18 protein-coding genes are annotated in these 25,705 nt (G+C 27.7%); 17 read left to right on the top strand and 1 reads right to left on the bottom strand.

Annotation, left to right across the window (positions count from 1 at the left end; all coding sequences use genetic code 11):
- The first annotated feature begins 70 nt into the window (after positions 1 to 70).
- Together CDIF1296T_RS16285 and CDIF1296T_RS16280 are read left to right on the top strand one after the other, a co-directional pair.
- Positions 71 to 2,623, top strand: a complete 2,553-nt coding sequence (locus CDIF1296T_RS16285) for an FtsX-like permease family protein (RefSeq protein ID WP_009898247.1) — start codon at positions 71 to 73, stop codon at positions 2,621 to 2,623.
- Between the two features lie 16 nt (positions 2,624 to 2,639).
- Positions 2,640 to 3,302, top strand: a complete 663-nt coding sequence (locus CDIF1296T_RS16280) for an ABC transporter ATP-binding protein (protein ID WP_009903509.1) — start codon at positions 2,640 to 2,642, stop codon at positions 3,300 to 3,302.
- A 1,012-nt stretch (positions 3,303 to 4,314) separates the two neighbouring features.
- Here the strand turns inward: CDIF1296T_RS16280 and CDIF1296T_RS19800 are convergent.
- The gene (locus CDIF1296T_RS19800) at positions 4,315 to 4,674 is read right to left on the bottom strand and encodes a class B sortase (protein ID WP_231298906.1); all 360 of its coding nucleotides are present in this window, start codon (positions 4,672 to 4,674) and stop codon (positions 4,315 to 4,317) included.
- 480 nt (positions 4,675 to 5,154) lie between these two features.
- On the opposite strand from CDIF1296T_RS19800, the gene cbpA reads away from it, so the two are divergent.
- From cbpA to pgmB, 15 genes are all read left to right on the top strand, one after another.
- Positions 5,155 to 8,844 carry a collagen-binding adhesin CbpA gene (cbpA, locus tag CDIF1296T_RS16270; protein WP_074174526.1) on the top strand — a complete coding sequence of 1,230 codons (3,690 nt, stop codon included), beginning with the start codon at positions 5,155 to 5,157 and terminating at the stop codon, positions 8,842 to 8,844.
- Between the two features lie 761 nt (positions 8,845 to 9,605).
- Positions 9,606 to 10,568, top strand: coding sequence for a helix-turn-helix transcriptional regulator (locus CDIF1296T_RS16265; protein WP_009898243.1), 963 nt, complete (start codon positions 9,606 to 9,608; stop codon positions 10,566 to 10,568).
- Positions 10,569 to 10,646: 78 nt separating this feature from the next.
- The gene (locus tag CDIF1296T_RS16260) at positions 10,647 to 11,276 is read left to right on the top strand and encodes a type 1 glutamine amidotransferase family protein (protein WP_009898242.1); all 630 of its coding nucleotides are present in this window, start codon (positions 10,647 to 10,649) and stop codon (positions 11,274 to 11,276) included.
- A gap of 833 nt (positions 11,277 to 12,109) precedes the next feature.
- Positions 12,110 to 12,523: a hypothetical protein gene (locus CDIF1296T_RS16255; protein ID WP_009898241.1), complete on the top strand. Its 414-nt coding sequence runs from the start codon at positions 12,110 to 12,112 to the stop codon at positions 12,521 to 12,523.
- A gap of 67 nt (positions 12,524 to 12,590) precedes the next feature.
- On the top strand, positions 12,591 to 13,007 hold the full coding sequence (locus CDIF1296T_RS16250) for a hypothetical protein (RefSeq protein ID WP_009898239.1): 417 nt from the start codon (positions 12,591 to 12,593) through the stop codon (positions 13,005 to 13,007).
- Positions 13,008 to 13,220 carry a helix-turn-helix transcriptional regulator gene (locus CDIF1296T_RS16245; RefSeq protein WP_003440076.1) on the top strand — a complete coding sequence of 71 codons (213 nt, stop codon included), beginning with the start codon at positions 13,008 to 13,010 and terminating at the stop codon, positions 13,218 to 13,220.
- A gap of 385 nt (positions 13,221 to 13,605) precedes the next feature.
- Complete coding sequence (locus tag CDIF1296T_RS19580) at positions 13,606 to 13,776, top strand: hypothetical protein (RefSeq protein WP_009898238.1); 171 nt, start codon at positions 13,606 to 13,608, stop codon at positions 13,774 to 13,776.
- Between the two features lie 542 nt (positions 13,777 to 14,318).
- Entirely contained in the window at positions 14,319 to 15,197 is an 879-nt protein-coding gene (locus CDIF1296T_RS16240) for a ketose-bisphosphate aldolase (protein ID WP_009898237.1), read from the top strand.
- 35 nt (positions 15,198 to 15,232) lie between these two features.
- Positions 15,233 to 17,128 (top strand): PTS fructose transporter subunit IIABC, encoded by a 1,896-nt coding sequence (locus CDIF1296T_RS16235; protein WP_003440068.1) that lies wholly within the window; start codon positions 15,233 to 15,235, stop codon positions 17,126 to 17,128.
- Between the two features lie 268 nt (positions 17,129 to 17,396).
- On the top strand, positions 17,397 to 19,304 hold the full coding sequence (locus CDIF1296T_RS16230; protein ID WP_009898236.1) for a BglG family transcription antiterminator: 1,908 nt from the start codon (positions 17,397 to 17,399) through the stop codon (positions 19,302 to 19,304).
- Positions 19,294 to 19,743: a PTS sugar transporter subunit IIA gene (locus tag CDIF1296T_RS16225; RefSeq protein WP_003431315.1), complete on the top strand. Its 450-nt coding sequence runs from the start codon at positions 19,294 to 19,296 to the stop codon at positions 19,741 to 19,743. The genes CDIF1296T_RS16230 and CDIF1296T_RS16225 overlap by 11 nt, the downstream gene beginning before the upstream one ends.
- Before the next feature lie 99 nt (positions 19,744 to 19,842).
- Positions 19,843 to 20,730: an AraC family transcriptional regulator gene (locus tag CDIF1296T_RS16220; protein ID WP_009898235.1), complete on the top strand. Its 888-nt coding sequence runs from the start codon at positions 19,843 to 19,845 to the stop codon at positions 20,728 to 20,730.
- A 404-nt stretch (positions 20,731 to 21,134) separates the two neighbouring features.
- Positions 21,135 to 22,583 carry a family 1 glycosylhydrolase gene (locus tag CDIF1296T_RS16215; RefSeq protein ID WP_009893830.1) on the top strand — a complete coding sequence of 483 codons (1,449 nt, stop codon included), beginning with the start codon at positions 21,135 to 21,137 and terminating at the stop codon, positions 22,581 to 22,583.
- 25 nt (positions 22,584 to 22,608) lie between these two features.
- A complete protein-coding gene (locus tag CDIF1296T_RS16210) occupies positions 22,609 to 24,999 on the top strand; it encodes a glycoside hydrolase family 65 protein (RefSeq protein WP_009898234.1) in 2,391 nt (796 codons plus the stop codon).
- 1 nt (position 25,000) lies between these two features.
- Positions 25,001 to 25,672 carry a beta-phosphoglucomutase gene (gene pgmB / locus CDIF1296T_RS16205; protein WP_009898233.1) on the top strand — a complete coding sequence of 224 codons (672 nt, stop codon included), beginning with the start codon at positions 25,001 to 25,003 and terminating at the stop codon, positions 25,670 to 25,672.
- The last annotated feature ends 33 nt before the right edge of the window (positions 25,673 to 25,705 follow it).

Genomic DNA, 25,705 nt, shown 5'->3' with positions numbered 1-25,705 from the left:
TTTAAAATATCCACCAATCTACTTAACAGATGAGTTGGATAAATAATTTATAGTAAAATAGGAGGATTATATGGGGATTTACTTAAAAATGTCACTAGCATATTTAAAGAAAAATAAACTTAGAACATTACTTTTAATAATAGGAGTTATGTTAGGTGTTATGTTGATATTTGGACCTAGTGTTATAAAAGATTCACAAAATGAAAACAATGTAGTAGCAATACATGAACTTTACAGTGGATACCATGTAGAGTTTAGTGATTTGACACTTGATGATGCTAAAAAATTAGAAACTGATGAAAAAGTATCAAAGGGTAATTCGGTACAAAATCTAGGACGTATTTCAGATAAAAAAGGAAACTCATTTATATTAACTTCATCAAACGAAGAGTATCTAAAAAGTAGATACAACAAAATAATAGAAGGTAGACTACCTAAAAACAACAATGAAATAGTATTAGAGAAAAAAGCACTAGAAGCAATGAATTTAAGTGAAGGAGTAGGATCTACATTAAATTTAACAATAAAAAAGAACTATAAAGATACTAACGGAAGTAATCAATTATTTTCTATAAATAAAGAATTTAAAATAGTAGGAGTTATGGAAAAACCAAAAGGGTACTATGATGTGGTTTGGCAATACGAAGCAGTAACTTATGGCAATGATGAAACAAACAACATTATACCTAATGATGCGATTAGTTATAATAGTATATTAAGTTTTAAAAGTGGATGGAGAAATATTGAAGGTGAATGTGATTATCTTATGAAAAAATATAAGTTAGGACAAAAAAGCTTTCTACCAAATGTACCTCTTGTAAGGGAACTTCGTTATGTAGAAGATGATAAGAGTGATCCGAATGTTTTTAAAAGAAATGTTTTAATAACTACAGTATCTATAATTTTCATATTTAATATTTTCAATATTACACTAAATCAATCAGTAAAAGAAATGGGACTGTTTAGACTGATGGGTGCAAAGAAAAGAAACGTAAGGTGTATGATAATCTATCAAGCATTAATTATAACAATAATAGGTATACTACTTGGGTTAGTAGCTGGGGTTACATATTCATATATAGGAATTAGTAATTATAACGAAGTTTTATACAGTGAAGCTGGTCTTAACCCTAAATTATATATAAATAATGAAATAGTTATAAAAGCTATATTGGTTGGAATAATTTCTGTTTTTATATCTTGTATTATACCAACTTTTAAAATCGGCAAGATATCACCTATTGAATCAATAATAAATACAGACAAAATTAAAAATCACAGAAGTAGACTTGGAATAGACAGACTAGTAAGCAAAATATTTGGATTTTATGGATTTATGGGACTTAAAAATATTGGAAGAAATAAGGTTAGAGCTGCTATATCTATGTTGTCTATTGCTTTAGGAGGATATATATTCATTACTACATTCTCAAGTATGCAAGAAGAGGTCAACAGTAAAATTGAAGATATGCAAAATAGATATAATATAACAATGCAATTTGGAGTAAATGCAGACCCGCAAATATCAAAATACACGGATAGTGATGTAGAGAATATAGAAAAAATTAAGGGTGTTAAAAGTATACATAAAATTCAAATAACAAATGGAATGTTTACTTTTAATAATAAGGATATAAACAAAGAATTTACAACCTATAATGGAGTAGAAAAAAAAGAGATAATGGAAGATAAATTAGTTTTAAAGCTTTATGATGATTATATAGATGAAAAGTTAAATGACTTTGTTGAAGAAGGTAGCTTAGATGATATTAAAAAGGACACTGATGGATATCCAAATGTAGCAGTATATAATTATTTTTATGATATAGTTGATGATCATACTATAAAGCCTATATTCAAAGAATTAAATATAGGAGACATAATAACTGTAAAAATTCCTGTTGAAGAAAATAATACAATTGTTTATAAAGAGATGAAGGTAAGAGTGGCTGTAATTTTAAAGGATGAATGGATTGCTATGGGAGATGGCGATTTTATGCCAGATCTAGAAATTATAACAAGTAATATTCACTCTAAAAACATAACAGGAGAACAAAAATACACTCAATTAGGCATAAATTTAGAAAATCCATATGATGAGATTGTTAATAATGAGATACAGAAAATTTCAAGAAGTATACCAGGGTCTCTATTTAATAGTAGATTAAGTTATCATGAAATGTCAGAAAGTATATATAAAAGTTACATTAAATCACAAATAGCAATAATTGCACTAGTTTTAATAATAGCATCAATTAATATTTTCTGTACTATAAGAACAAATCTACTAATTAGAAAAAAAGAAATTTCAACGCTTAGAGCATTAGGTGTTAGTCTTAAAAATATGAAAAAAATGCTTATATATGAAGCATTAGCATATGCAGTTTTTAGCTTTATAATAGCTATGATTCCATCATTTATAAATCTAGTTAAATTTACAAATTGGAATAATGATGCGTATATAAACTATGGAATAGAGAATTTTATGTCTTTTACATTCCCAATTAAGGAATCTTTACTATTCTTTGCTATATCTGTATTTGTATGTTTAATAGCAGTAGTTGTAAGTAATAGAGATTTTGAAAGTATGAATATTATTGAAGGTATAAAAGAGAATGAATAATTTGGGAGGTAAATGTATGAAGATGTTAAAAGTTATAGATATTAAAAAAATATATGGAAAAGGAGAAAATGAAATAAAGGCTGTTGATGGAATTACTTTAGAGATAGAACCCCATAAATTTAGTGCAATAATTGGACAAAGTGGTTCTGGAAAAAGCACATTACTTCACTGTATGGCAGGGCTTGATAAACCAACTTTAGGTAATGTATTTATGGATAATTTAGATTTATATACTTTAAGTGATGAAAAGCTATCTAATCTTAGAAGTAAAGAATTTGGGTTTATATTCCAAAACTATAATCTAATACCTGTTATCAATGTTTATGATAATATAGTTCTTCCTATTTTAATTGCTAAAGGAAAGATAGATAATAATTATATTAATGATTTAATAACTAAGTTAGGATTAGAAAGTCAGATTAATAAATTTCCTAATGAATTATCAGGTGGTCAACAACAAAGAGTTGCAATAGCAAGATCACTTGCCAATAAGCCATCAATAATTTTTGCAGATGAACCTACTGGAAATTTAGACAGTAAAACAACTAATGAGGTGATGAATTTACTAAAGTATTGTGTAAATGAATACAAGCAGACGTTGGTTATGATAACTCATAATGATGAAATAGCTAAGATGGCTGATTGTATAATAACTATTAGTGATGGTAAAGTCATATAAAATGTATTGTATAAAGGTTTAATCGTGGGTATTATTCTTGTGATTCTTCTCCACTATTTAAATCCACGAAATAAGGACTGTCGAATGAGTAATTTTAAATTGCTGTGCGACAGTTCTTTTTTTACTTGCTTTTCATTAATTTATATTTATGCAAAATTTGAGCTTGAAAACGGTCATAAGAAATAAAGGTATAAAAATACCATTTTAAAATAGAATAATTTACAAAGTGTAAGATTAAAAAATAGTTTTGAGAGGATGAATATACATACTACATTTATTAATGATTATCTTATTTGTGAAACTTAGAAATACTATAGGCTAACACTACAGGTATAAACTCTGAAAGAATATCTTGATTGCCTCTGATTAGAATTCTTTTAAAGTTCATACTATGTTTTATTTGGGTGAAAGCTCCTTATGCCTGAATACTTCTATTCATTCTAAGTTCACATCCTTGTGTACCAGTGATTCTTTCTAAATTATCTTAATGCCAAAATCTTGTTCGCATTTCAAAATAAAGTCAGGTAGCTACTTCAACATTTTAGTTATATTTCTTCAATAGTTTGTCTCCAAACAAAGGTACATCTATTAGCAACAGATTTAATTTTATTTATATCAATAAATAATATATACTTTGAAACTTCATTAATATCACCAAGATAATTTATAAGTTAAACTATTATATATTATCTTCACTAACTACATCCTCCATAGTTTTACACTTTCTTAATTCAGCTTGGTAATCTAAATCTGTAATAATTATTTCTCTTTGATTTTTCATTTCTTTGCCTACAAAAGTTTAATATGAATATTATTCTATACTTACCAATTTTACGTTCAAAAAAGACTGTAGATAAGTCTGCATTTACACAAACCTACTTATAGGTCTCTTTTTTGAAATTAATTTAGCATGAACTATAGTAAGAGCATCTTTAAATTCATATTTACAAGTATACAAAGTTATAATTTTATCTGAAATATCTACCTTTATATCAGATTTGTGTACTGATTTTTAGGTTATATAATTCAAAGAATATTTAAACTCATCATTATTATTAAAGTGTATACTTAAATAATCTCTGTTAATTAAGTCAGCAGTATATACTGAAAAAATTTCATAAGTATAAGTTTGTACTTTATAATTTATTTCTACTAAATTATTTTCTTTGAAAAATACTTCATCAGTATAGTTTTCTAGCTGACCAAACATAGTTTTATTTTTCATATAATGACCATAGACTATTAAACTCTTATCATTTTCAAAATTATTTCTATAATCCATGAAAATACTACCTAAAGGAAGATAATTTTTATAAAAATCATGAGTTAGGTAGAAATCATTGTTATATCCTTGTACTACAGGATAGTCTATATTTACGTTGTTTATTTTAAGCCAGAATCTATAATCATTATTTTTATCATAAAGTTCTTGATGTTTGCTATTATTGATAGTGTTTTCTCTGAGTTCCGTATATACTTCATCAGCTTTTTATATTCAGATAATTTTATGTAAATCGAAAGGCTAGAGAAAGTTAGCGTAATAATGCAAATAATATTTATTAATATTTTTACTAGTTTTTTCAATTAATTACCCCTTGTATTATTATATAAAAGATTAAATAAATTTTATATAATTAAAATTTTTATTGTAGTTATTTAGCAAATAATGAATACTTATAATATATAAGGTTGAAAAAAACTGTATATTCATTGACAAATATAAGTTTTAAGTATATATTAAAAATTATTAGAGTGTATATAAGGATGTATACAGTGTATATTAAGAATTATTAGAGTGTATATAAGGATGTATACAGTGTATATTAAAAATTATTAAGGGGAGGGGGAATTTATGCAACAAAAATGTAAAAAGAAAGCACTATCAATGATTTTAAGTATCTCAATGGGACTTGGATCAGTAGCATCATTTAATGCGTCAAATACTTTCGCAGATACTATAGAAGAAAGTACTAATGCAGGAAATGCAGAAGGAGATACTAATGCAGGAAATGCAGGAGGGGATGCTAATGCAGGAAATGCAGAAGGGGATGCTAATGCAGGAAATGCAGGAGGGGATGCTAATGCAGGAAATGCAGGAGGAGATACTAATGCAGGAAATGCAGAAGGAGATGCTAATGCAGGAAATGCAGGAGGAGATGCTAATGCAGGAAATGCAGAAGGAGATGCTAATGCAGGAAATGCAGAAGAAGATTCTAATGCAGGAAATGCAGAAGAAGATTCTAATGCAGGAAATGCAGAAGGAGATATGAATGCATTAGTTGTGGAAGAAGCCACTGCAGAAGATCCTACATCTGTAGGAGACTTTAAAATTAGTGGTGGAGAAATAAATGTCGATTTTAAATTTGCAAGTGGCGTTTTAACTATTCTTAGTGGAAAACAAATGACAATTCAAAATAATAATCCAAATACTCCAACAACACATAGGATTGTTATACCTAAAGATGTAAAAGCTGAATTAATATTTGATGGAGTAAATATTAAAACTGCATCTAATAGTCCATTTACTTTAACACCAGATAAAGATGGTGGTGCATATGCACATGTTATATTACAAGATGGTAGTGAAAACAAGCTAGAGTCAGGTGATGTATATTATCCAGGTATGAGAGCAGGAAAAGGTACTACTCTAATTATTGATGATTCTGTTGTAAATAGAGATATTGAAGGCGAGTTTATAGTTCCTGAGGGTGGAAAAATTCCTAGAGATGTAACTCTAGAAAATGGAGACAAGTTAAAAAAAGGAGATCGCCTTACACTACTAGATAGTAATAATAGAGGAAGTTTAAAAGTTGTTGGAAATTATTATTCTGCAGGTATTGGCGGTGGAAATACTGAAAGTGGAGGAAATATTATTATTAATGGTGGTGCTATAACTGCTATAGGTCAAGAATCGAGTCGTAATACAGGATATGGAGCTGGAATAGGTGGAGGCGGTAATGGTAGTGGTGGAGATATCACAATCAATGGTGGTACTATAACTGCTAAAGGTGCATACCATGGAGCTGGAATAGGTGGAGGATACTATACAACAACAAAGAATGCATTAAGTCCCTCAGTAGTAGATCCTAGCACAGGTTCTGGTTATAGTGGGAATATTACAATTAATGGTGGACTTTCCTATTCATATGGAGGTGCACATGGTAGTGCATTTGGGGATGGATGTGTTAATCCAGGAACAAATAGAGGATATCGTATACTTGTAACTGGAGGAACGATTTTACCTTATATGACAGGAGTGGGAGATTGGATTTTTGACCTAAGTGCTACAACGGGAGATGTTATAGTAACAGGTGGTTCATTAAAAGCAACAACATTCAAAAGTTTAGGTGGAGCAGTTGCATACGGTGATTTAGAAAAGAAAACAAAAGTTTTTATGAATAAAATATCTCTAACGTATTTAGGGCAAGATAAAGTTAGTACTACACTAGTTGATGATTTTAAAATGCTAATTGATGGAAAAATTTATCCTTATGGAGCACCTAGTTATACAGATGCTCAAGGGATTCTTTACTTATGGTTCTCTGATAAATTTACTGGATCTGAAGTATCTGTTAATTTAGTTGTTATAGATAAAATTACTGGAGAAGTTCTAAAACCAGATGATTTTTATATTAAAGATATAGGTTCAGGTTCTCAATTTTTAAAGCAATATGAAGAATTTACTATTGATGATACTCCACCATATTTGATTATTAAAAGATATGATGGATTACCATTTGAAGAAGACGTAGAAAAATCATTTTTAGATTGGCTATTAAAAGATGGTGGTATTCCAATAACTACTCCTAAAGGTGAAAAACTCACAGATAAAAAATTTATGACTATTAGTTCTCAACGTTTAAATGAGGAAACGATGGAACCAGATATAAATTTAGGAAGTGATGATCTTACAAAACAAGTTGATGCTGGGAAATATCAATTAAGCATTACATCAACACAGTTTTCGAGTATATATCCTTTTAAGGATGCTTATTGGGGGCATAGAGCATACTATAAGGCAGAAATTATTCCTGCTGATACAGAAACTTCATTAGTTGTAGAAGAGTCTAAAGCTAAAACTGATGTTTTTAAACCAACAGATACGTTTACATTAAATGTTACTATTTCACCAGATAAGAAAGAAGGACCAGATTGTGCCTCTCCAAGAGGTTACGTACAATTCTATATTAATGGAAAGGAATATAAAGATCCAGTAGAATTAAAAACTCATAATAAGGGTAGTGAGAGTCATAATTATAGTACTGCATCTATTGAATGGAGACCTTTAGATAGCAATCATCATATTTTTACTACTGAACAAACTATTACTGTAAAATATATTGGAGATGATATAAATTACATTGAAGGTAGTGAGGATGAAAAGAAGTTAAAGTTAGATATGACAAATGTAGATGTAGATGGGGATGGAATACCGGATATAAATATAGACACTGATGGTGATGGAAGGCCAGATATCAATATAGATACGAGTGGTGATTGGAAGCCAGATATTAACATAGATACTGATAATACAGGTGAATGGAAGCCTAGTACAGAAGGTGGAAATGGAGATGGTATTTGGAAACCTGATAAAAATATAGATACCAATGGAGATGGAAACCCTGATACAGATTATAATCGTCCAGCAATAGATACAGATAATGATGGAGTAGATGATTATTGGAAGCCTGATAAAAATGTAGATACTGGCTCAGGAGGTTATGATACAGGTAATCCAAATCTAAATAAGCCAGATCCAGATAATGGAGGAAATAGCAAGCCGGATCCAGATAATGGAGGAAATAGCAAACCAGATTCAGGTAATGGAGGAAATAGCAAACCAGATTCAGGTAATGGAGGAAATAGCAAACCAGATTCAGGTAATGGAGGAAATAGCAAACCAGATTCAGGTAATGGAGGAAATAGCAAACCGGATTCAGGTAATGGAGGAAATAGCAAACCGGATTCAGGTAGTGGAGGAAATAGCAAACCGGATCCAGATAACGGAGGAAATAGCAAACCAGATCCAGATAACGGTGGCAATGGTAAACCAGATCCAGATAATGGAGGAAATAGCAAACCGGATCCAGATAACGGTGGAAATAGTAAACCAGACCCAGATAATGGAGGAAATAGCAAACCAGATATAGATAATGGAGGAAATAGCAAACCAGATATAGATACAGATGGGGATGGAAAACCAGATATAAATATAGATACAGATGGAGATGGAAAACCAGATATAAATATAGATACAGATGGAGATGGAAAACCAGATATAAATATAGATACAGATGGAGATGGAAAGCCGGATGTAAATATAGATATAGATGGAGATGGAAAGCCGGATGTAAATATAGATATAGATGGAGATGGAAAACCGGATATAAATATAGATACAGATGAAAGTTTAGATAGTAATGTAGGTCAAAATGTACAAACAGGAGATCAAAGCAATATAATGCTAGATTTAGCATTAATGTTCATTAGCTTGTTTTTTTTAATTAAAAATCTAACAAATAAATACTTAAGACGTAAATAACATTTATTGTGTACATATTTATTTTATTATTTTATTGGATAAACTATAGTGACTATAAATAGATTTGTGTAAATAAAAATCTATTTATAGTCATTTTTGTATTTAACTTAAAAGCTTTGAAATAATTTTCATATAGAAAAGAGAATTTTTTATTAAAAGAGATTAATGGAATTGATATCATTAATTCAATTTTAGTAGTTATGTTTAGAAGATGATTTTAATCTATGTATAGTTGTTTTTGTTAGAATAATAATTTGTAAATACAAGCCAAACACTCAATATTATGTTGAGTATGGAAATATGATTGTATATTCTTCAGATAAAAATTTGAATTTGAAGTGATAATTGGTACTAATTTATGGAGGTTATGTTAAAAAATCATAGATTCTATTAGGTGATTTTTTCAGTTTTATAAAAAACAATACCCATCTGATATAAAAATAGATTTTTTAAAATTAATATCTTTTATACTATTAAACCATTAAAGATGATAGTCTTTCCTCATAATATATTTATGGAAGAAAGAAGATTTAGACTTATTGTAATAATATTCAAGGGAGGTAGCTGAAAATATATCAACTAAAATGGATATACTACTATGTAATTTAATGGATAACTTAACTATAGAAAAAGACTATCTATAAATATTTGAAATAAATCTTAGTATAAATTATTAGCAGTTTACTAATGTTTTTTTGTAAAAAATCAATCAAAAAGTTATATAATAACTTTATATAACAAATAGAAAGAGGTGAAACTACATGGCTAAAATTGACAATATGATGTCTATACTGTGGATGTTAAACTCTGACAAAAAAATTACAGCAAAACAGATAGCTGAAAAATTAGAAATAAATATAAGAACAGTGTACCGATATATTGATGTACTTTCTGCGAGTGGAGTACCTATAATTTCAGATACAGGTCATAATGGTGGGTATAGCCTTTTAAATAATTTTACTAAAGCACCTCTTTTTTTTGATATAGAAGAGCAAAAATCTCTACTTCATGCAGCACTATTTGCTAAAAAAGAAGGATACTTCTTAGACGAAGCATTAGATAAATCGATATTAAAGTTAAAAATGTATTCAAATCAAAAACAAGAAGATATTTTAACAAACCACTTAAGAGCCCTTGAAGTAATAAAACCAATTGGGAAAGTGTCTATAGAATCAGTACTTAAAAAATTGGAGAATAGTATATTAAAGGAGCTATCTGTAGAAATCAACTATCATGCAGGTCGTAAAGCAAAATCAAAATATAGAATTATAAATCCATATGGAATTGTTCACTGGAATAATAATTGGTACGTAGTTGCATTTTGTAATATGAGAAATGAGGTACGTAGTTTCAGAGTGGATAGGATTAGTGAAATCATAGAAACATCAAATACATTTAACAGACCGACAGAATTTTCAGCAAGTGAATTTTTTATAAAAGGAATTATACCTGAAATAAAAGATGAACAAAATATAATTCAATTAGTTGTAGAAGGGAGTATAGATTCTTTAGATAGTTTAAGCCAACATTGGTTTTTAGGGCACTACTTGAAAGAAAGAACACCTAATAAAATAATATTTATGCTTGAAGAGGAAGTAATATGCAAGTACATACCAAATATACTTTTACCTTATAGAAAGACAATACAAGTAATTGAACCACTAAGCCTTAGGAAGAAAATAATTGAAGATTTACTAGAATTAATTGATTATTATCAAATTTAATAGCTTAACTGACTGAATATGTCAGTTAAGTTATTTTATAATTAGATATATAAATTAATTACATAAGGAGTAAAAAAGATGAAAAATAGAAAAGTATATATGTATGTATTTGATACTATGTCAGATTGGGAAGTGGCATATTTAACTGCTGAATTAAATACAGGAAGATATTTTAAAAAAGGATTAAAACCACTAAAAGTAATTACTGTAGGAATTGATAAAAATCCTATTATAACAATGGGTGGGTTAAGAGTTTTACCTGAAATTACAGTTGATGAGTTTAATATGGAAAGTAAGGATTTATTAATTTTGCCAGGGGGAAATACTTGGTTATCCATGAATCATGAGATAATATTAGAAAAAGTTAAAGAAGCTTTAATACAAGATTCTATAGTTGCAGCCATATGTGGAGCTACATTAGGCCTAGCTAAAAAAGGGCTATTAGATTTTAGAAATCATACAAGTAATGACTTAGAGTTTCTTAAAATGGTAATACCAAATTACTCTGGAGAAAAATATTATAAAACGGAATCTGTAGTTAGTGATGAAAATTTAGTTACGGCTTCAGGAATTGCTCCGTTGGAATTTACGTTTCAAGTATTGAAACTTTTAGATGTTTTTGAATCAGAAGCATTAAATTCATGGCTAAATCTTTACAAAACTCATGACTCAAAATATTTTTTTGAATTAATGAATTGTAACAAATAAATTTAAAACTTATTTTTCAATTTAATATGGTATAGCACTGTGATATAAAGAACAAAAAATTACAATCTGGTGGAATAGAGTAGTGGTTTCTAATATAGATTTCTTTTTGGTGAATTTAAATTTTATTTAAATTTAAATTCTAAACCACTTTCTATATAGCCAACAGAAAAGTGTTAAAAAATTATCATATATATAATTACTACTTATAGTAACACAAATAGAGCTAATAACTCCTATAATAAAATTTATCATTAGTTACATATAGAATAAACCTCAGTTTTGATTACTGTAGGAACTAGGATTATATGAAGCTACCACTCATAGATTTCAGTTTTTTCTGTTGTATCATAGCATAGAATAGTAAATTTATCTGAAACTTTATTTTAAATTTAGAATTTGCATATAGATAAATTATGGGCATTATTCTGATGATTCGTCTCCAATAATTAAAAAAAGAATGATAAAATACTTGAAAATACTAGTCTTTATTGACTAGTGCTTTTTTATTTCAGTGATAAAATATACCAATTATACTTCAGTTACAGGAAATGATGTTTTTGAGGGTACATTGGGAGGCATTTAGGTTGTATAATTATAAGTTTCAATGTTATATGCTCATTAGAATAATAGTTAGTAAATGATATGATTGAGATGATAGATGAAATAAACTAATTTAGTACTGTATTGTAATGTTTATTATAAAATCTTTTATAAAATATATTTATGAAGATATTATTGAATATTTTCAATATTCTATTGCAATTTATTTGGAAAAGTTATATATTTATAACATAAGGTGTTATAAATATATAACTTTTAAGGGGTGATTTTATATGTCTAAATCAGAGCTTGGTGTTAAAACAAATCTTGTTTCAGAGTTACTTATGATATCCTATTTTTTTATAGACTCATTATTAAAAAAGTTTATTTTTAAAGAGGGAAATCTTTGTATTACTTTTATAATTTTATTCGCTTTTTGGGCATGTGACTTCATGTATAATAAAAAATATAATGATTTAGTTGACGAGGCGTCAAAACTTATGTTATTAAAGGTTGATCATATTGCATCAAAAATAATGTTATATTCTATTTTGCTAATATCTGTTTTCTTTTCAGCAAATTATACAAGAGGTTTGGATATATCAAATTTGGATATAGGTGTAATTCTCTTAGCTATTTTATTTATACAATCTTTATCTAAATTAATTTTGTATATACATTTTGATAGAAAGGGAATATGCAACTAAGTGATAATATTGATAAAAACGAAAATTAAAGAGTATAGAGAATATAATTTTTAAGGAGTGATTTTATATGTCTAAATCAGAAACTGGTGTAAGATCAAAGCTTATCCTGGAGTTGATTGTAATAACTTATTTTTTTATAGCTGTATTAGCCACTAAGTATATTTTTAAAGGTCCAAGCACTGCTTCTCTTCCAGGGTTGAGTTGGTTAATAGTTTTTGGATGTTATTCAATTTATAATAAAAAATATAATGATTTAGTTGATGAATCATCTGAATTTATACTATCAAAGGTTAATAAGATTGCAATAAAAATAATGATATATTCTATAGTAATAATATCTATTTTCTTTGCAACACCTTATACAAGTAATATAAATATATCAAACCTAGATACAGGTATAATCCTCATTGCAGTTTTATTTATACAGTCTTTATCTAAATTAGTGTTGTATATATACTTTGATAAAAGGGGGATATGTAACTAAGTGGCAATATTGATGAAAACAAAAATTAAAGAATACAGAGAAAAACTCCTTATGACGCAAAATGAACTTGCTAAATTGGTTGGGGTAAGACGTGAGACTATTGTACACTTAGAAAATGGGAAATATAATCCTTCTTTGAAGTTAGCTATGGATATCGCTAAAGTATTCGATACTACAGTAGAAAATTTGTTTGAATTTATTGAAGAAGAATAGTGGAAAGTTTATAAACATTTATAAGATGGATAATGAAATATAGTTATTTAATTATTAAGTTTATTAAAAATATTTATATAATATATGATTAAGGTCAGATTATAATTGTTTTAAGATAAAATGTAATAAAATTTAATGGAGAAATTTTATAGGTAGATAAATTTTAATATTTATAAGATTATGTTAAGGAAACACTTAAAAATTAGATTAAAATTGTGGGTATTTAAATCAACTAAAAGATATTGACTATTTAGTCAATATCTTTTTTTATTAAAAAGGAATATAAAGAAGTTAGGCTAAAAATTGGGATAAATATGATTTATATAGCATCATTTAATTAAAAGGAGCTATATTAGTATTCATTCATACAATTGGATAATATACAATGTCAGCCTTGCTTTATGGTGTTTGTAATAAACCTATTTCAGTTTCTATTGTAATTAATATGCAAGAATTTAAGATAGGAGTATCTATGGCTTATGGTGTATTAGTAATTGGTATATGCTATATAGCATTAGGAATAATTTTTAAATTAGATAGAAAAAGATTTACATAAGATAACAAAGGCTAATTTATAAATTGGTGCTTAGAAAACCAAATCACTTTATTAGCTAGAGATGAATTTGGAGGGTGTCACTTTGGTGTTTTATGCAAAGTTTATGGAAGTAAAACATTAGATAATCGTGAGTAAGATTTCTATAAATCGTATATACTATTGGAATCCAAGAAAAGGTATTGGCCAAATAGCTAATATCTTTTTAATTTTTTTGACTCTAATATAGCATTAACTATTGCATGAGTATCTTTAAATTTATAGTTAATGTATCTTAATTGTTTATTATAAAATCTAGGAAGGCTAAAGCATAAAACACTTAAAAAGAGAAGATGTACATGAGAAATATAATTAACTATGATGCAGACTTCTAAAAATTATTTAGTGAAAAGGAACTTAGAGTGTATAATAAAAGTTCCTTTTCACTAAGGAAAACGATTGTTATTTTCTGAGCTTCATTACCCTGATATTATTTAAATATAAACAACAACAAAATTAACAAGAAGCAAATTCAACCTAAAATTTAAAATATCGGGAGGTACAATATGTTAATAAATATGAAGGAAATGCTAAAAGTGGCACAAGAAAATCAATTTGCTGTACCAGCATTTAATATAGGAAGTGGGCAAATACTTAAAGCAGTAGTACAGAGTGCTAACGAAAAAAATGCACCAGTAATACTTGCAATACACCCAAATGAGCTAAGTTTTCTAGGAGATAGCTTTGTAGCTAGTTGCATAGAAGAAGCAAATAAGAGTAAAGTACCTATGGTAATACACTTAGATCATGGGGAAAATAAAGAACAAATATTAAAGGCAATAAGATGTGGATTTACATCAGTAATGATTGATGGCTCACATTTACCATATGAAGAGAATGTAGCTATATCTAGGGAAATAGTAGAAATAGCAAAAGGATTAAATGTGTCCGTAGAAGGAGAACTTGGAACAATAGGAACAACAGGAACATCAAGTGAAGGTGGTACTGATGAAATAATATATACAGATTCAAAATTAGCTAAGGATTTTGTTGAAAAAACAGGAGTAGAAACACTAGCTATTGCAATTGGTACAGCACATGGTATATATCCAAAAGGTTTTAAACCAGAGCTTAAACTAGATTTATTAAAAGAAATAAGAGAAGTAGTAGATATACCTTTAGTTCTTCATGGTGGTTCATCAAATCCAGATGAAGAAATAGCACAAGCAGTTAAACTAGGAGTTTGTAAAATAAATATTTCGAGTGATGTTAAGTCGGCATATTATAAGAAGTGCAGAGAACTATTAGAACAAAACCCAAGCTTATATGAGCCAGATACTATATATCCACCATGTATAAAAGCTGCAAGAGAAGTTATAGAGTTTAAAATGAATCTATTCAATGCTATAGATAAGTTAAAGTGCTTTTATAAAAATAAAAATTAATTATGAGGTAACAAATTAAAAGGAGGGGAGAATTTATGATAGGTAAAATACTACGAAGCGATTGTATTGTACTAGATAAACAATTACAAACAAAAAAAGATGTAATTAATTATATGGCAAATCATTTGTACCATGGAAATTATATAAATAATAAAGAAAAGTTTATAGCTGATATTAATAAACGTGAAAAAGAATCATCAACTAATATGGGTAATTTAATAGCTATACCTCATGCTAAGTCAAATGTAGTAAATCAACCTGTAATGATGTATTTAAGAACAGATAGAGAGATTACAGATAATGATGGTCAAAAACTTAGGTCATTTTTTATGATAGCAGTTCCAGAATCAGGTTCAGATGAACATCTTAAGATTATATCTAAACTAGCTACATATCTAATGGAAGAAAATTTTCTTAAGCATCTACTAAGTGCAGAAACTCCATACGAAATATTAAGTATATTTAATAATAAAGCTGCAGAATCAGGAGATTTTAGTAATAATCAAAATAAAGGTCTTATAGTTGGGATAACAGGATGTCCAACAGGTATAGCTCATACTTTTATGGCAAAAAAAGCATTAGAGGAAGCAGGTCAAGAACTTGGATATGAAGTTAAAATAGAAACTCATGGAGCTATAGGTGTAGAAAATAAGTTGACTAAAGAAGATATAAAAAGAGCTGAATACGTAATAATAGCTTGTGATAAAGAAGTTCAACTGAGTAGATTTATAGGAAAGAAAGTGCTACAAAAGAAAGTAGTAGATGCTAAGAATGTTTCATTAGCTAAAAATTTAATTATAAACGCTGAAAATGGAATGGCTAAAGAAATTAAACCAGGTGGAAAGACTTTAGAAGATTCAAAAGAAATGCTTCAAGGGTCAGAGAAAAAGGGTGTTTATAAGCACTTAATGAGTGGTGTATCTGAAATGATTCCATTTGTAGTGATAGGTGGAATTGGTATAGCCATAGCTTTTATGTTTGGTATATTTGCATCAGACCCAACTCATGAAACATACAACCCTATAGCTGGATTCTTTGGACAACTTGGAGGCGATTCAGCATTTAAGTTATTTATACCGATACTTGCTGGTTTTATAGCTAAATCAATAGCAGGAAGACAAGGATTTGCTCCTGCTATGATAGCTGGTTTTATGGCAGTTATTGGAGGTTCAGGTTTTATAGGTGGTATGGTAGCTGGTTTTGCAACAGGATATATAGCTTTAGGAGTAATGAAGATAACAGAAAATTTACCAGATGTATTAAAAGGAGTAAATGCTGTATTGATATGTCCACTTTTGATTGCATTTACGAGTGGAGCTATAATGTTCTTTGTAGTTAATACGCCAGCATCATGGTTAAATGAAGCTTTACAATCTTGGTTACAAAGTATGTCTGGAACTAATAAAGTATTATTAGGTGCAATATTAGCAGGGATGATGGCATCAGATATGGGAGGACCTATTAATAAAACAGCTTCAGCTTTTGGATTGGCTATGTTTTCAAGTAATATATTTGAACCATCAGCAGCATTAATGGTAGGAGGAATGGTACCTCCATTAGCAATATCATTAGCTATGTTAATATTCAAAAATAAGTTTACTAAAGAAGAAAGAAAGTCATCTCTACCAACTGCTATAATGGGGGCATCTTTCATAACAGAAGGCGCAATACCGTTTGCAGCTGCAGACCCATTAAGAATGATTCCAGCAAATATAATTGGTTCTTGTATAGGTGGGGCAATATGTATGAGTTTAGATATAACTTTAATGGCACCACATGGGGGAATATTTGTAATACCATTTGCATGTAGTGCACCAGTTGCATATATAGCTTGTATATTGATTGGTACAGTAATAACAGCATTGATTATAGGGGTAACAAAGCCTACTATAAGGAGTGAAAATAGTGAAGTTGAATTACTTGGTGCTTAAATTATAAATAATAGTAAAAATAATTAATGGAATAACAACAAGTATATAGAATAATAATAAGGATATTTAGAATCAGTTAACTACTTCTAAATATCCTTAATTTTTATTTTGAAATTATATTATCTTATTATATCAATTTAGTAAGGTGTATCATAAATTCTTTTATGATACAGAAGTATCTTAGTAATTTTACATAGTTAGTAAATATGTTAAAATAGTACTTAATATAAACATAGAAATATATAAACATAGGTAGGGAGGGCTAAGTATGCTTGTGTCGAGGCAAATTGAATTTCTTAAATTGATACTAAACGAAAATAAATATAGACCTATAAAATACTTTAAAGATAAATTAAATGTATCTGATAAAACTTTACAAAAAGATTTGAAGATGATTGAGAAATATTTAGAAACTTTTAATATAAAAATTGATATAAAAAGAGGCTATGGAATATTAATAGAAGATTTAGCAAAGAAGAACATAGACTTAATTAATAGTTTAAATATACAATCGAAGGAAAATAAATCTTTATCAGTAGAGCAGAGAAGAATGGAGATTTTAAAGTATTTATTGCTAAATTCAAATAATATAACTTCAATAAATCAGTTAGCAGATAAATATTATGTAAGTAAAACTTCTATAGTAAATGATTTTAAATATATAGAGGCATGGATAAAAGAATACAATTTAAAACTTAATAAAACTTTAGAAGGAACTAAGATTATAGGTAAAGAAGTGGATATAAGGAAATCGATTGCCAAAATGATGGATGATTTATTAGATGAAAATTATGAACAACATGATATATCTGAGTTAACAAGATTAGATTCTGCTACATTTAGTGCATTGATAAATTTATTTGATATTGATTCTATTATATTTGTAGAAACTATAATTACAGAATTAGAATACAATTTAGGATATACTATAAATCAGCCCTACTATATAAATTTAATTACCCATATACTTATATGTTTAAAGAGAATCGAAGAAGGTAATCAAATAGAATCTCAGAAAGAAAGAGAAATTTCTGTAGATAATTTGGACGAGTTAGTATATAAAAATGTCACTACACTTATAGATAAAATAGAAAATAGATACAGAGTAAAAATAACGAAAGATGAACTTATGTACATATATATTTTTTTGGTATCATCTGGATTTAGTAGCGAAAATAATAGTAGTTACAATGATGAATCAGATAGATTAAGTGAAAGTGAAAAAGTTTCATCTATAATGATAGAGAATATGTCACAATTTTTAAATATAAATCTCAAAAATGATGACTTACTACAAAAAAGTCTAGCATCTCATGTAAGGCCTATGTTAAACAGATTAAGATATGATATCCAAATAAAAAACCCGTTGTTAGGAGAGATACAAGAGCGATTTTCAGATGTGCTGGGATTATGTATGATGACTATAAATATTATGACAGAGTATGATAATCTGAAGAATATTAGTATAGATGAAGTTTCATATCTTGCCACATATTTTCAAGCGGCAATAGAAAGAAATATGAGTAGTAAAAGAGTAATAGTAGTTTGTCATACAGGATATGGAACATCTCAGCTCCTTGCAGCCAGATTAAAAAGAGAATTTCCTGAATGGACTATAGTTGATATAGTTCCTATGCATCAGTTGAGTAAGCGAAATTTAGATGATGTAGACTTTGTAATATCTACTGTAAACTTAGATTTGAAAGATAAATTACATATAGTTGTATCAGTACTATTAATGGAAAATGATATTAATAATATAAAAAATGCTTTACTTTCTAAACCTAAAAAAAGTATGAACTTAGATACAAACTTATTAGGAATGTATTTAGAAGATAATATATATTTTAATTTTGATGTAGCTCAGATGGAAAGTTTAATAGGTGTGAATTTAGGGAGTAAATATGAATCTATTTCATTAGGAAAAGATTTAAATATATATATACATAAGCAAAGTAAATTAAATAAAGGGATAATGAATATCAATAATGTTACTAGAACTATTGATATTTATTTAGAAATTAGTAATCAAAGTTTTTTAAAGAATATTTTAATGGAAATATCAAATTTATATAGGCAAAAGAACTATATAAACTATATAATAGATTGCAAGAGCAAAGAGGATATTAAAATATTATTTAAGAATAATCTATTGGAGAAAACAAATGGAAATTAGAGAAATATTAACAGAAGAAAGCATTATTTTAGATTTGAAATCAACTACAAAAGAAGGCATAATACAGGAATTAGTAGATAAATTATACGATACAGGAAGTATAACTTTAAAAAGTAAGTTTATAAAGGCATTAAAACATAGAGAAAAAATAGGCTCTACTAGTATAGGTTATCAAATGGCCATGCCACATGGAAAAACAAAATATGTAAAGAAGGCATCTGTAGTAATAGGTAAATCTAAAAAAGGTGTAGATTGGCCAAGTATAGATGGCTTACCTGTAAAAGTAATAATTATGTTTGCTATGCCACAATCTGGAGGCAATGAAGATATGATATTAATATCTAAAATAGCTTACATTTTAGGTGGTAAAAATATAGGTGAAAGACTTTTAAATGCACATACAAAAAAAGAAATATTAGATATATTTTATGAAGTGTAGGTATTGTATAAATTATAAATTTGAGGTTTTTAAAATAAAATGTGTATTCTTTTAAATAGTATAAATTAATTTTTAGACACTAGAGAGGAGAGGATATATATGGCAATATATTTAGAAATGCCTAAATTAATACATGAATTTCCTTTTCGTACTCTATCAAATGAAGGAGAAGTATTAACAACACCACACTGGCATAAGGAAATAGAAATATTACTTATAACAGAAGGTGTAGTAAATCTATTTATAAATGACAAGCCTATGCAATTAAAAAAAGGCGAGATAGTGATAATAAAAGGAGGAGATATTCATTATATACTGCCATCACCGGGAAGTGAAAGATTAGTATTTCAATTTGATATATCTTTTTTTAATGATTTAATTTTATTAAATGAGGAGAAAGAAAGCTTAATTAATTTATTCAGTAGTATAAAAAAATGTAGTAGAGATTGGTCAGCAAAAATAAGAAAGTCAGTTTTCGATATATTGATAGATATCTACAATGAAGACCTATACAAAATAGAAGGATATAGTTATGCAATAAAAGGTAAAATGTATAATTTAATTCCTATATTATATAGACAGATTCCTAGAGAAATTGAAGAAAATACAGTAGAATATGAAATAAACTCTAAAGAGATATTAGAGAGATTGAACAATATATTCAAATATGTAGAAAAAAATTATAAACAACCTATAAAATTAGAAGATGTGTCTTATGAAGTAGGATTTAGTGTATATTATTTTACTAAATTTTTCAAAAAAAATACAGGAAAAACATTTATAACTTTTTTAAATGAATATAGATTAGAAAAAGCAAAGTGGATATTACTTAATAACAATATATCCATTGTAGATTTGGTTGAAGAAGTTGGTTTTGGAAGTACAAAAACTTTTTACAGAGTATTTAAAGAAAAAATTGGAGTCTCTCCATTAGAATTTAAAAAAAGATATAATAGCTTGGAAAAAAAAGGGAGTGTCTCAAAATGAACTTAGTTCATGAGGCACTTTCTTTTATATGAAATCAAATATATTTTCAGTATTTCAACAATGAAAATTCCATTCATTTATAAAGTCTAAATTTTAGTTCTCAATACAACCTCTATTTCGAAATAAATCCTTTTATATATATAAATATACAGCAATATATGAGAATAAGATAACAATAATGAGGATATAAAAATGTATTTGCTATATATATAATTATATACATAGATATCTAATATTGATATTTAATATGAAAGTATTGAAAATAGACAATATTAATTATAGTGAGTAAAAAATATAATTGGATTTTTAAATTGAATTATTTAAAAGGTATAGTATGAAAAAAATCTTATAACTAAATATGAGATAGAAATTATAAAACTTTATATTGTGAAAGAGGTAGATGCATGAAATTAGGGAAAGATTTTTTATGGGGAGGGGCAATTTCAGCCAATCAAAGTGAAGGGTTTTATTTAGATGGAGGAAAAGGTTTATCTCAGTTTGATAAACTCCCATTAAATGATAAGAGATTAAAAGATGTATGTTTAGATGAGGATAATATTTTAAATGAAAATAATCAATACTATCCAAGTCATATAGGGATTAAATTTTGTGAAAATTACAAAGAAGATATAGCAATGTTAGCAGAAATAGGTTTTAAATGTTTTAGATTTTCTATATCTTGGTCAAGAATATTCCCAACAGGAGAAGAAAGTGAACCAAATGAAAAGGGATTACAACTTTATGATAATATAATAAAAGAATTAAAAAAATATAATATAGAGCCATTAATAACGATAAGCCACTTTGATATACCTTATTCTCTAGTTGAAAAATATTCTGGGTGGGCTGATAGAAGAGTGGTTAATTTATATGTAAAATATGCTGAAATTTTGATGAAAAGATATAAAGATGATGTCAAATACTGGATTCCTTTTAACGAAATGAATATGATAATACATATTCCATATATAGGTGCTGGGTTAACTTTTATAGCTGATGAAAATCAACTTCAGAAAAAATATCAAGCAGCACACCATCAATTATTAGCTAATGCAAAAACTATAGAAATAGGAAGGTATATAAATAAAGAATTTAAGTTTGGGTGTATGTTAGCTGCTGGAAAAACATATCCATACACATGTAAACCAGAAGATGTATTTGCAACTTTAGAGCATGAAAGGCATAATTTGTTTTTTTCTGATGTTCAAGTTAGGGGTGTGTATCCAAGCTTTATGAATTATTATTTAAAATCAAATCAAATAAAATTAATAATAAAAGAGGAAGATTTATCAACACTTAAGGATAATACTGTAGATTTTGTATCTTTTAGCTATTATTCTAGTGCTTGTAGTTCAGCTAGAGCTGAAGGTTTAGAAAAATCAAAGGCAAACGGACCAGAAACCATAAAAAATCCATATCTTCCAAAATCAAATAGTGTATGGCAAAACGACCCTGTAGGGTTAAGAATAACTATGAATCAGTTATATGAAAGGTATCAGTTACCTTTATTTATAGTAGAAAATGGACTGGGTACTCAAGATATTGTAAATGAAGATGGAAAAATAATTGATGATTATCGTATAGATTACATGAAAGAACATATTAAAAATATGATTCTTGGAGTAAATGAAGATGGAATAGAGCTTATAGGATATCTTATGTGGGGATGTATAGATGTAACCAGTGTAAGTGAAGGAAAGATGACAAAACGATATGGCATAATTCATGTTGATTCTGATGACTATGGAAGAGGCTCATTTAAAAGAACTAAAAAACAAAGTGCTTTTTGGTATAAAAAAGTAATAGAAACAGATGGAGAAATTTTATTTAATGATATGGAAACTCATGCATAATTCATTTTAAGAAAGGAGTGTTATTATGAGTTTAATATTTACTACTAAGGACCAACTTATAGAGCAAGGGTTTAGTAAGGATACAATAAAATCCAATGAAACGCTGTTTACACTAGCGAATGGACATTTAGGAGTTAGAGGGAATATTGAAGAGTCTGATTTTAATAATGAGTATGTAGATAATATGGGTACATATGTAAATGGATTTTATGAAGAATCTCCAATTACATATGGAGAAAGCGCTTATGGCTATGCAAAACAAAATCAGACTATCTGTAAGTTACCTAATGCTCATATAGTAAATTTCTCTATTGAAGGAGATTATTTTGATTTATCAAAAGGTATTACAAGTGAACATTCTAGGATACTAGATTTAAATGAAGGGATTCTTAAACGTTCATTTATATGGGAAAACTCTTGTGGTAGAAAAGTTAAAGTATCTATAGAAAGATTAGTATCACAAGATATAGAAGAATTAATGATGATTTCATATACAATAACACCATTGAATTTTAATGGAAAAATAAAATTTAAAAATAAAATGGAAAATAGTATGGAGAAGTTTAATTGTGAAAAAGTAGATGACCCAAGAGTGGCATCTATAAATAAGAAGCAATTTAAAATTAATGTAAAAAAATATAACAATAAGTATTTTATGAATTTAGTTACAGAAAGAAGTAGATTAGGGTTATGGTGTGGGTTTGATTCATATATTACTTGTGGAAATATTACAAATGAGACCTATAATGTTTCAGATGAATGTATTGAGCGAGAAATAGAAGTCTATGCCAAAAAAGATGAAAGGTTAAATTTAGAAATTGTTGTAGGCTATAGTAGAGTATATTCTGATTTAAATCTAAATGAAGAACGTTTAAAATCATTAGAATGTCTGGAGTCGTTAAAATGTTTAGAATCAGAAGCACATTTAAAATCATTAGAATTGGTTTTAAGAGAAGCATGTAATATTGGATTTGATAAAGTCAAAAATATTCAGAGAAAGAAAATGAATGAGTTTTGGACAACCTCTGATGTAGAGATTGAAGGCGATAAAACTCTTCAACTGGGGATAAAAACCAATTTATTTCATATTTATCAATCAGCAGGAAGAGATGGAAAGACTAATATATCAGCAAAAGGTCTTACAGGTGATGGCTATGAGGGGCATTATTTCTGGGATACAGAAATGTATATATTACCATTTTTTATATATACTCAACCATCCATTGCTAGAGCTTTATTAGATTATAGATACTCAATCTTAGATGCATCAAGAGAAAGAGCTAGAGAACTTGGAATAAATAAAGGTTGCTTATATTCATGGAGAACTATAAATGGTAATGAATGCAGTGCATATTATCCAGCAGGAACAGCACAGTTTCATATAAATGCAGATATAGCTTATGGTATTAGAACGTATTTTGAAGCAACTAATGATGAAGAATTTATGATGCAAAATGGCTTAGAAATTCTTATAGAAACAGCAAGATTTTGGGTTGAATTTGGAGATTATATAGAATCAAAAAATAATAAATTCTGTATAAATGGAGTAACAGGACCAGATGAATATACAGCAATAGTAAACAATAATTACTACACTAATTTAATGGCTAAGTATAATTTAATATATGCAGTACAGATGGTAGATAAATTTAAGCATAATTTATTTTCAAATGAAGTATTTAGAAAAGTTAAATTACAAGAATATGAAGTGAAAAACTGGATAAATGCCGCTCAAAATATGTATTTACCATATGATGAAGAGAAGAAAATAAGCAAACAAGACGATTCATTTTTAGAAAAATCAGTATGGGATTTTAAAAATACACCAAAAGAAAAATATCCATTACTTCTTCATTATCATCCATTAACAATATATAGATATCAAGTAAATAAACAAGCAGATACTGTACTTTCAGCGTTGCTTTTCCCTGATGAGTTTAGCTTAGAACAAAAGAAGAGAGATTTTGAATACTATGAAAAAATAACTACTCATGATTCATCTTTGTCAAGGTCAATATTTGGAATGATGGCAAGTGAAATTGGAAATCATGAAAAAGCTTATAACTATTTTATGGACACAGCATTAATGGATATTAATAACCTACAAAAAAATACAAGTGATGGAATACATGCTGCTAATATGGGTGGAACATGGATGAGTTTAGTATATGGATTTGCAGGAATGAAAATAAAAAATGATAAATTAAGTTTTGAACCAAGGATACCTAAACACTGGAAAAATATTAAATTTAATATATTATTTAGAGATAATTTAGTTTCTGTAAATATAGAAGAATATAAATCTTATTATAAGTTAATCAAAGGTAGAAATATAACCATATTACATGATAATAAAGAAATAAAATTATCAAAGAACATAATAGAAGTTAATAATTGTTTTAAAGGGAGTAATTAATATGAAAGCAGTCTTATTTGATCTTGATGGAGTTATAACAGATACTGCTAAGTATCATTTTGAAGCTTGGCATGAGATAGCAAAATCGCTAGATATAGAAATAGATGAAACTTTTAATGAAAAATTAAAAGGCATAAGCAGGGAAGAATCATTAGATAAAATATTGTTATCTGCTAATAAAGTAGATAGTTATACTAAAGAGGAAAAGTTAAAGGTGTGTGAAGAAAAAAATAACATTTATATAAAGTTAATAAACTCATTAACATATAAAGATATATTACCAGGGATAAATGAGCTTATAAAAGAACTTAAAAAAAATAATGTGAAATTGGGAATAGCATCTGCTAGTAAGAATGCACCTAGGATATTAGAATCTTTGGGAATAAAAGATGAATTTGATTGTATAGTAAATCCATCTTTATTAAAAAGGGGAAAACCATATCCTGATATTTTTATTGAAGGGAGCAAGATTCTAAATTTAAAACAATATGATTGTGTAGGAATAGAAGATTCTTATTCAGGTATTAAAGCTATAAATGCTGCTAATATGACATCAATTGGTGTGGGGAAAAAAGAAGTACTAGGAAAATATGACCATATTGTAGAAGATACTAGCTTATTAAATTACAATACACTATTACAAGCTTGGAGTAAAAAGATTAATTTGGATTAAAATTATATTAAAAATTATTTTAAAAGAGAGGAT

Source organism: Clostridioides difficile ATCC 9689 = DSM 1296, assembly GCF_001077535.1.
GTDB classification, from domain to species: Bacteria; Bacillota; Clostridia; order Peptostreptococcales; family Peptostreptococcaceae; genus Clostridioides; species Clostridioides difficile.
This window is presented reverse-complemented; position numbering and strand designations above follow the sequence as displayed.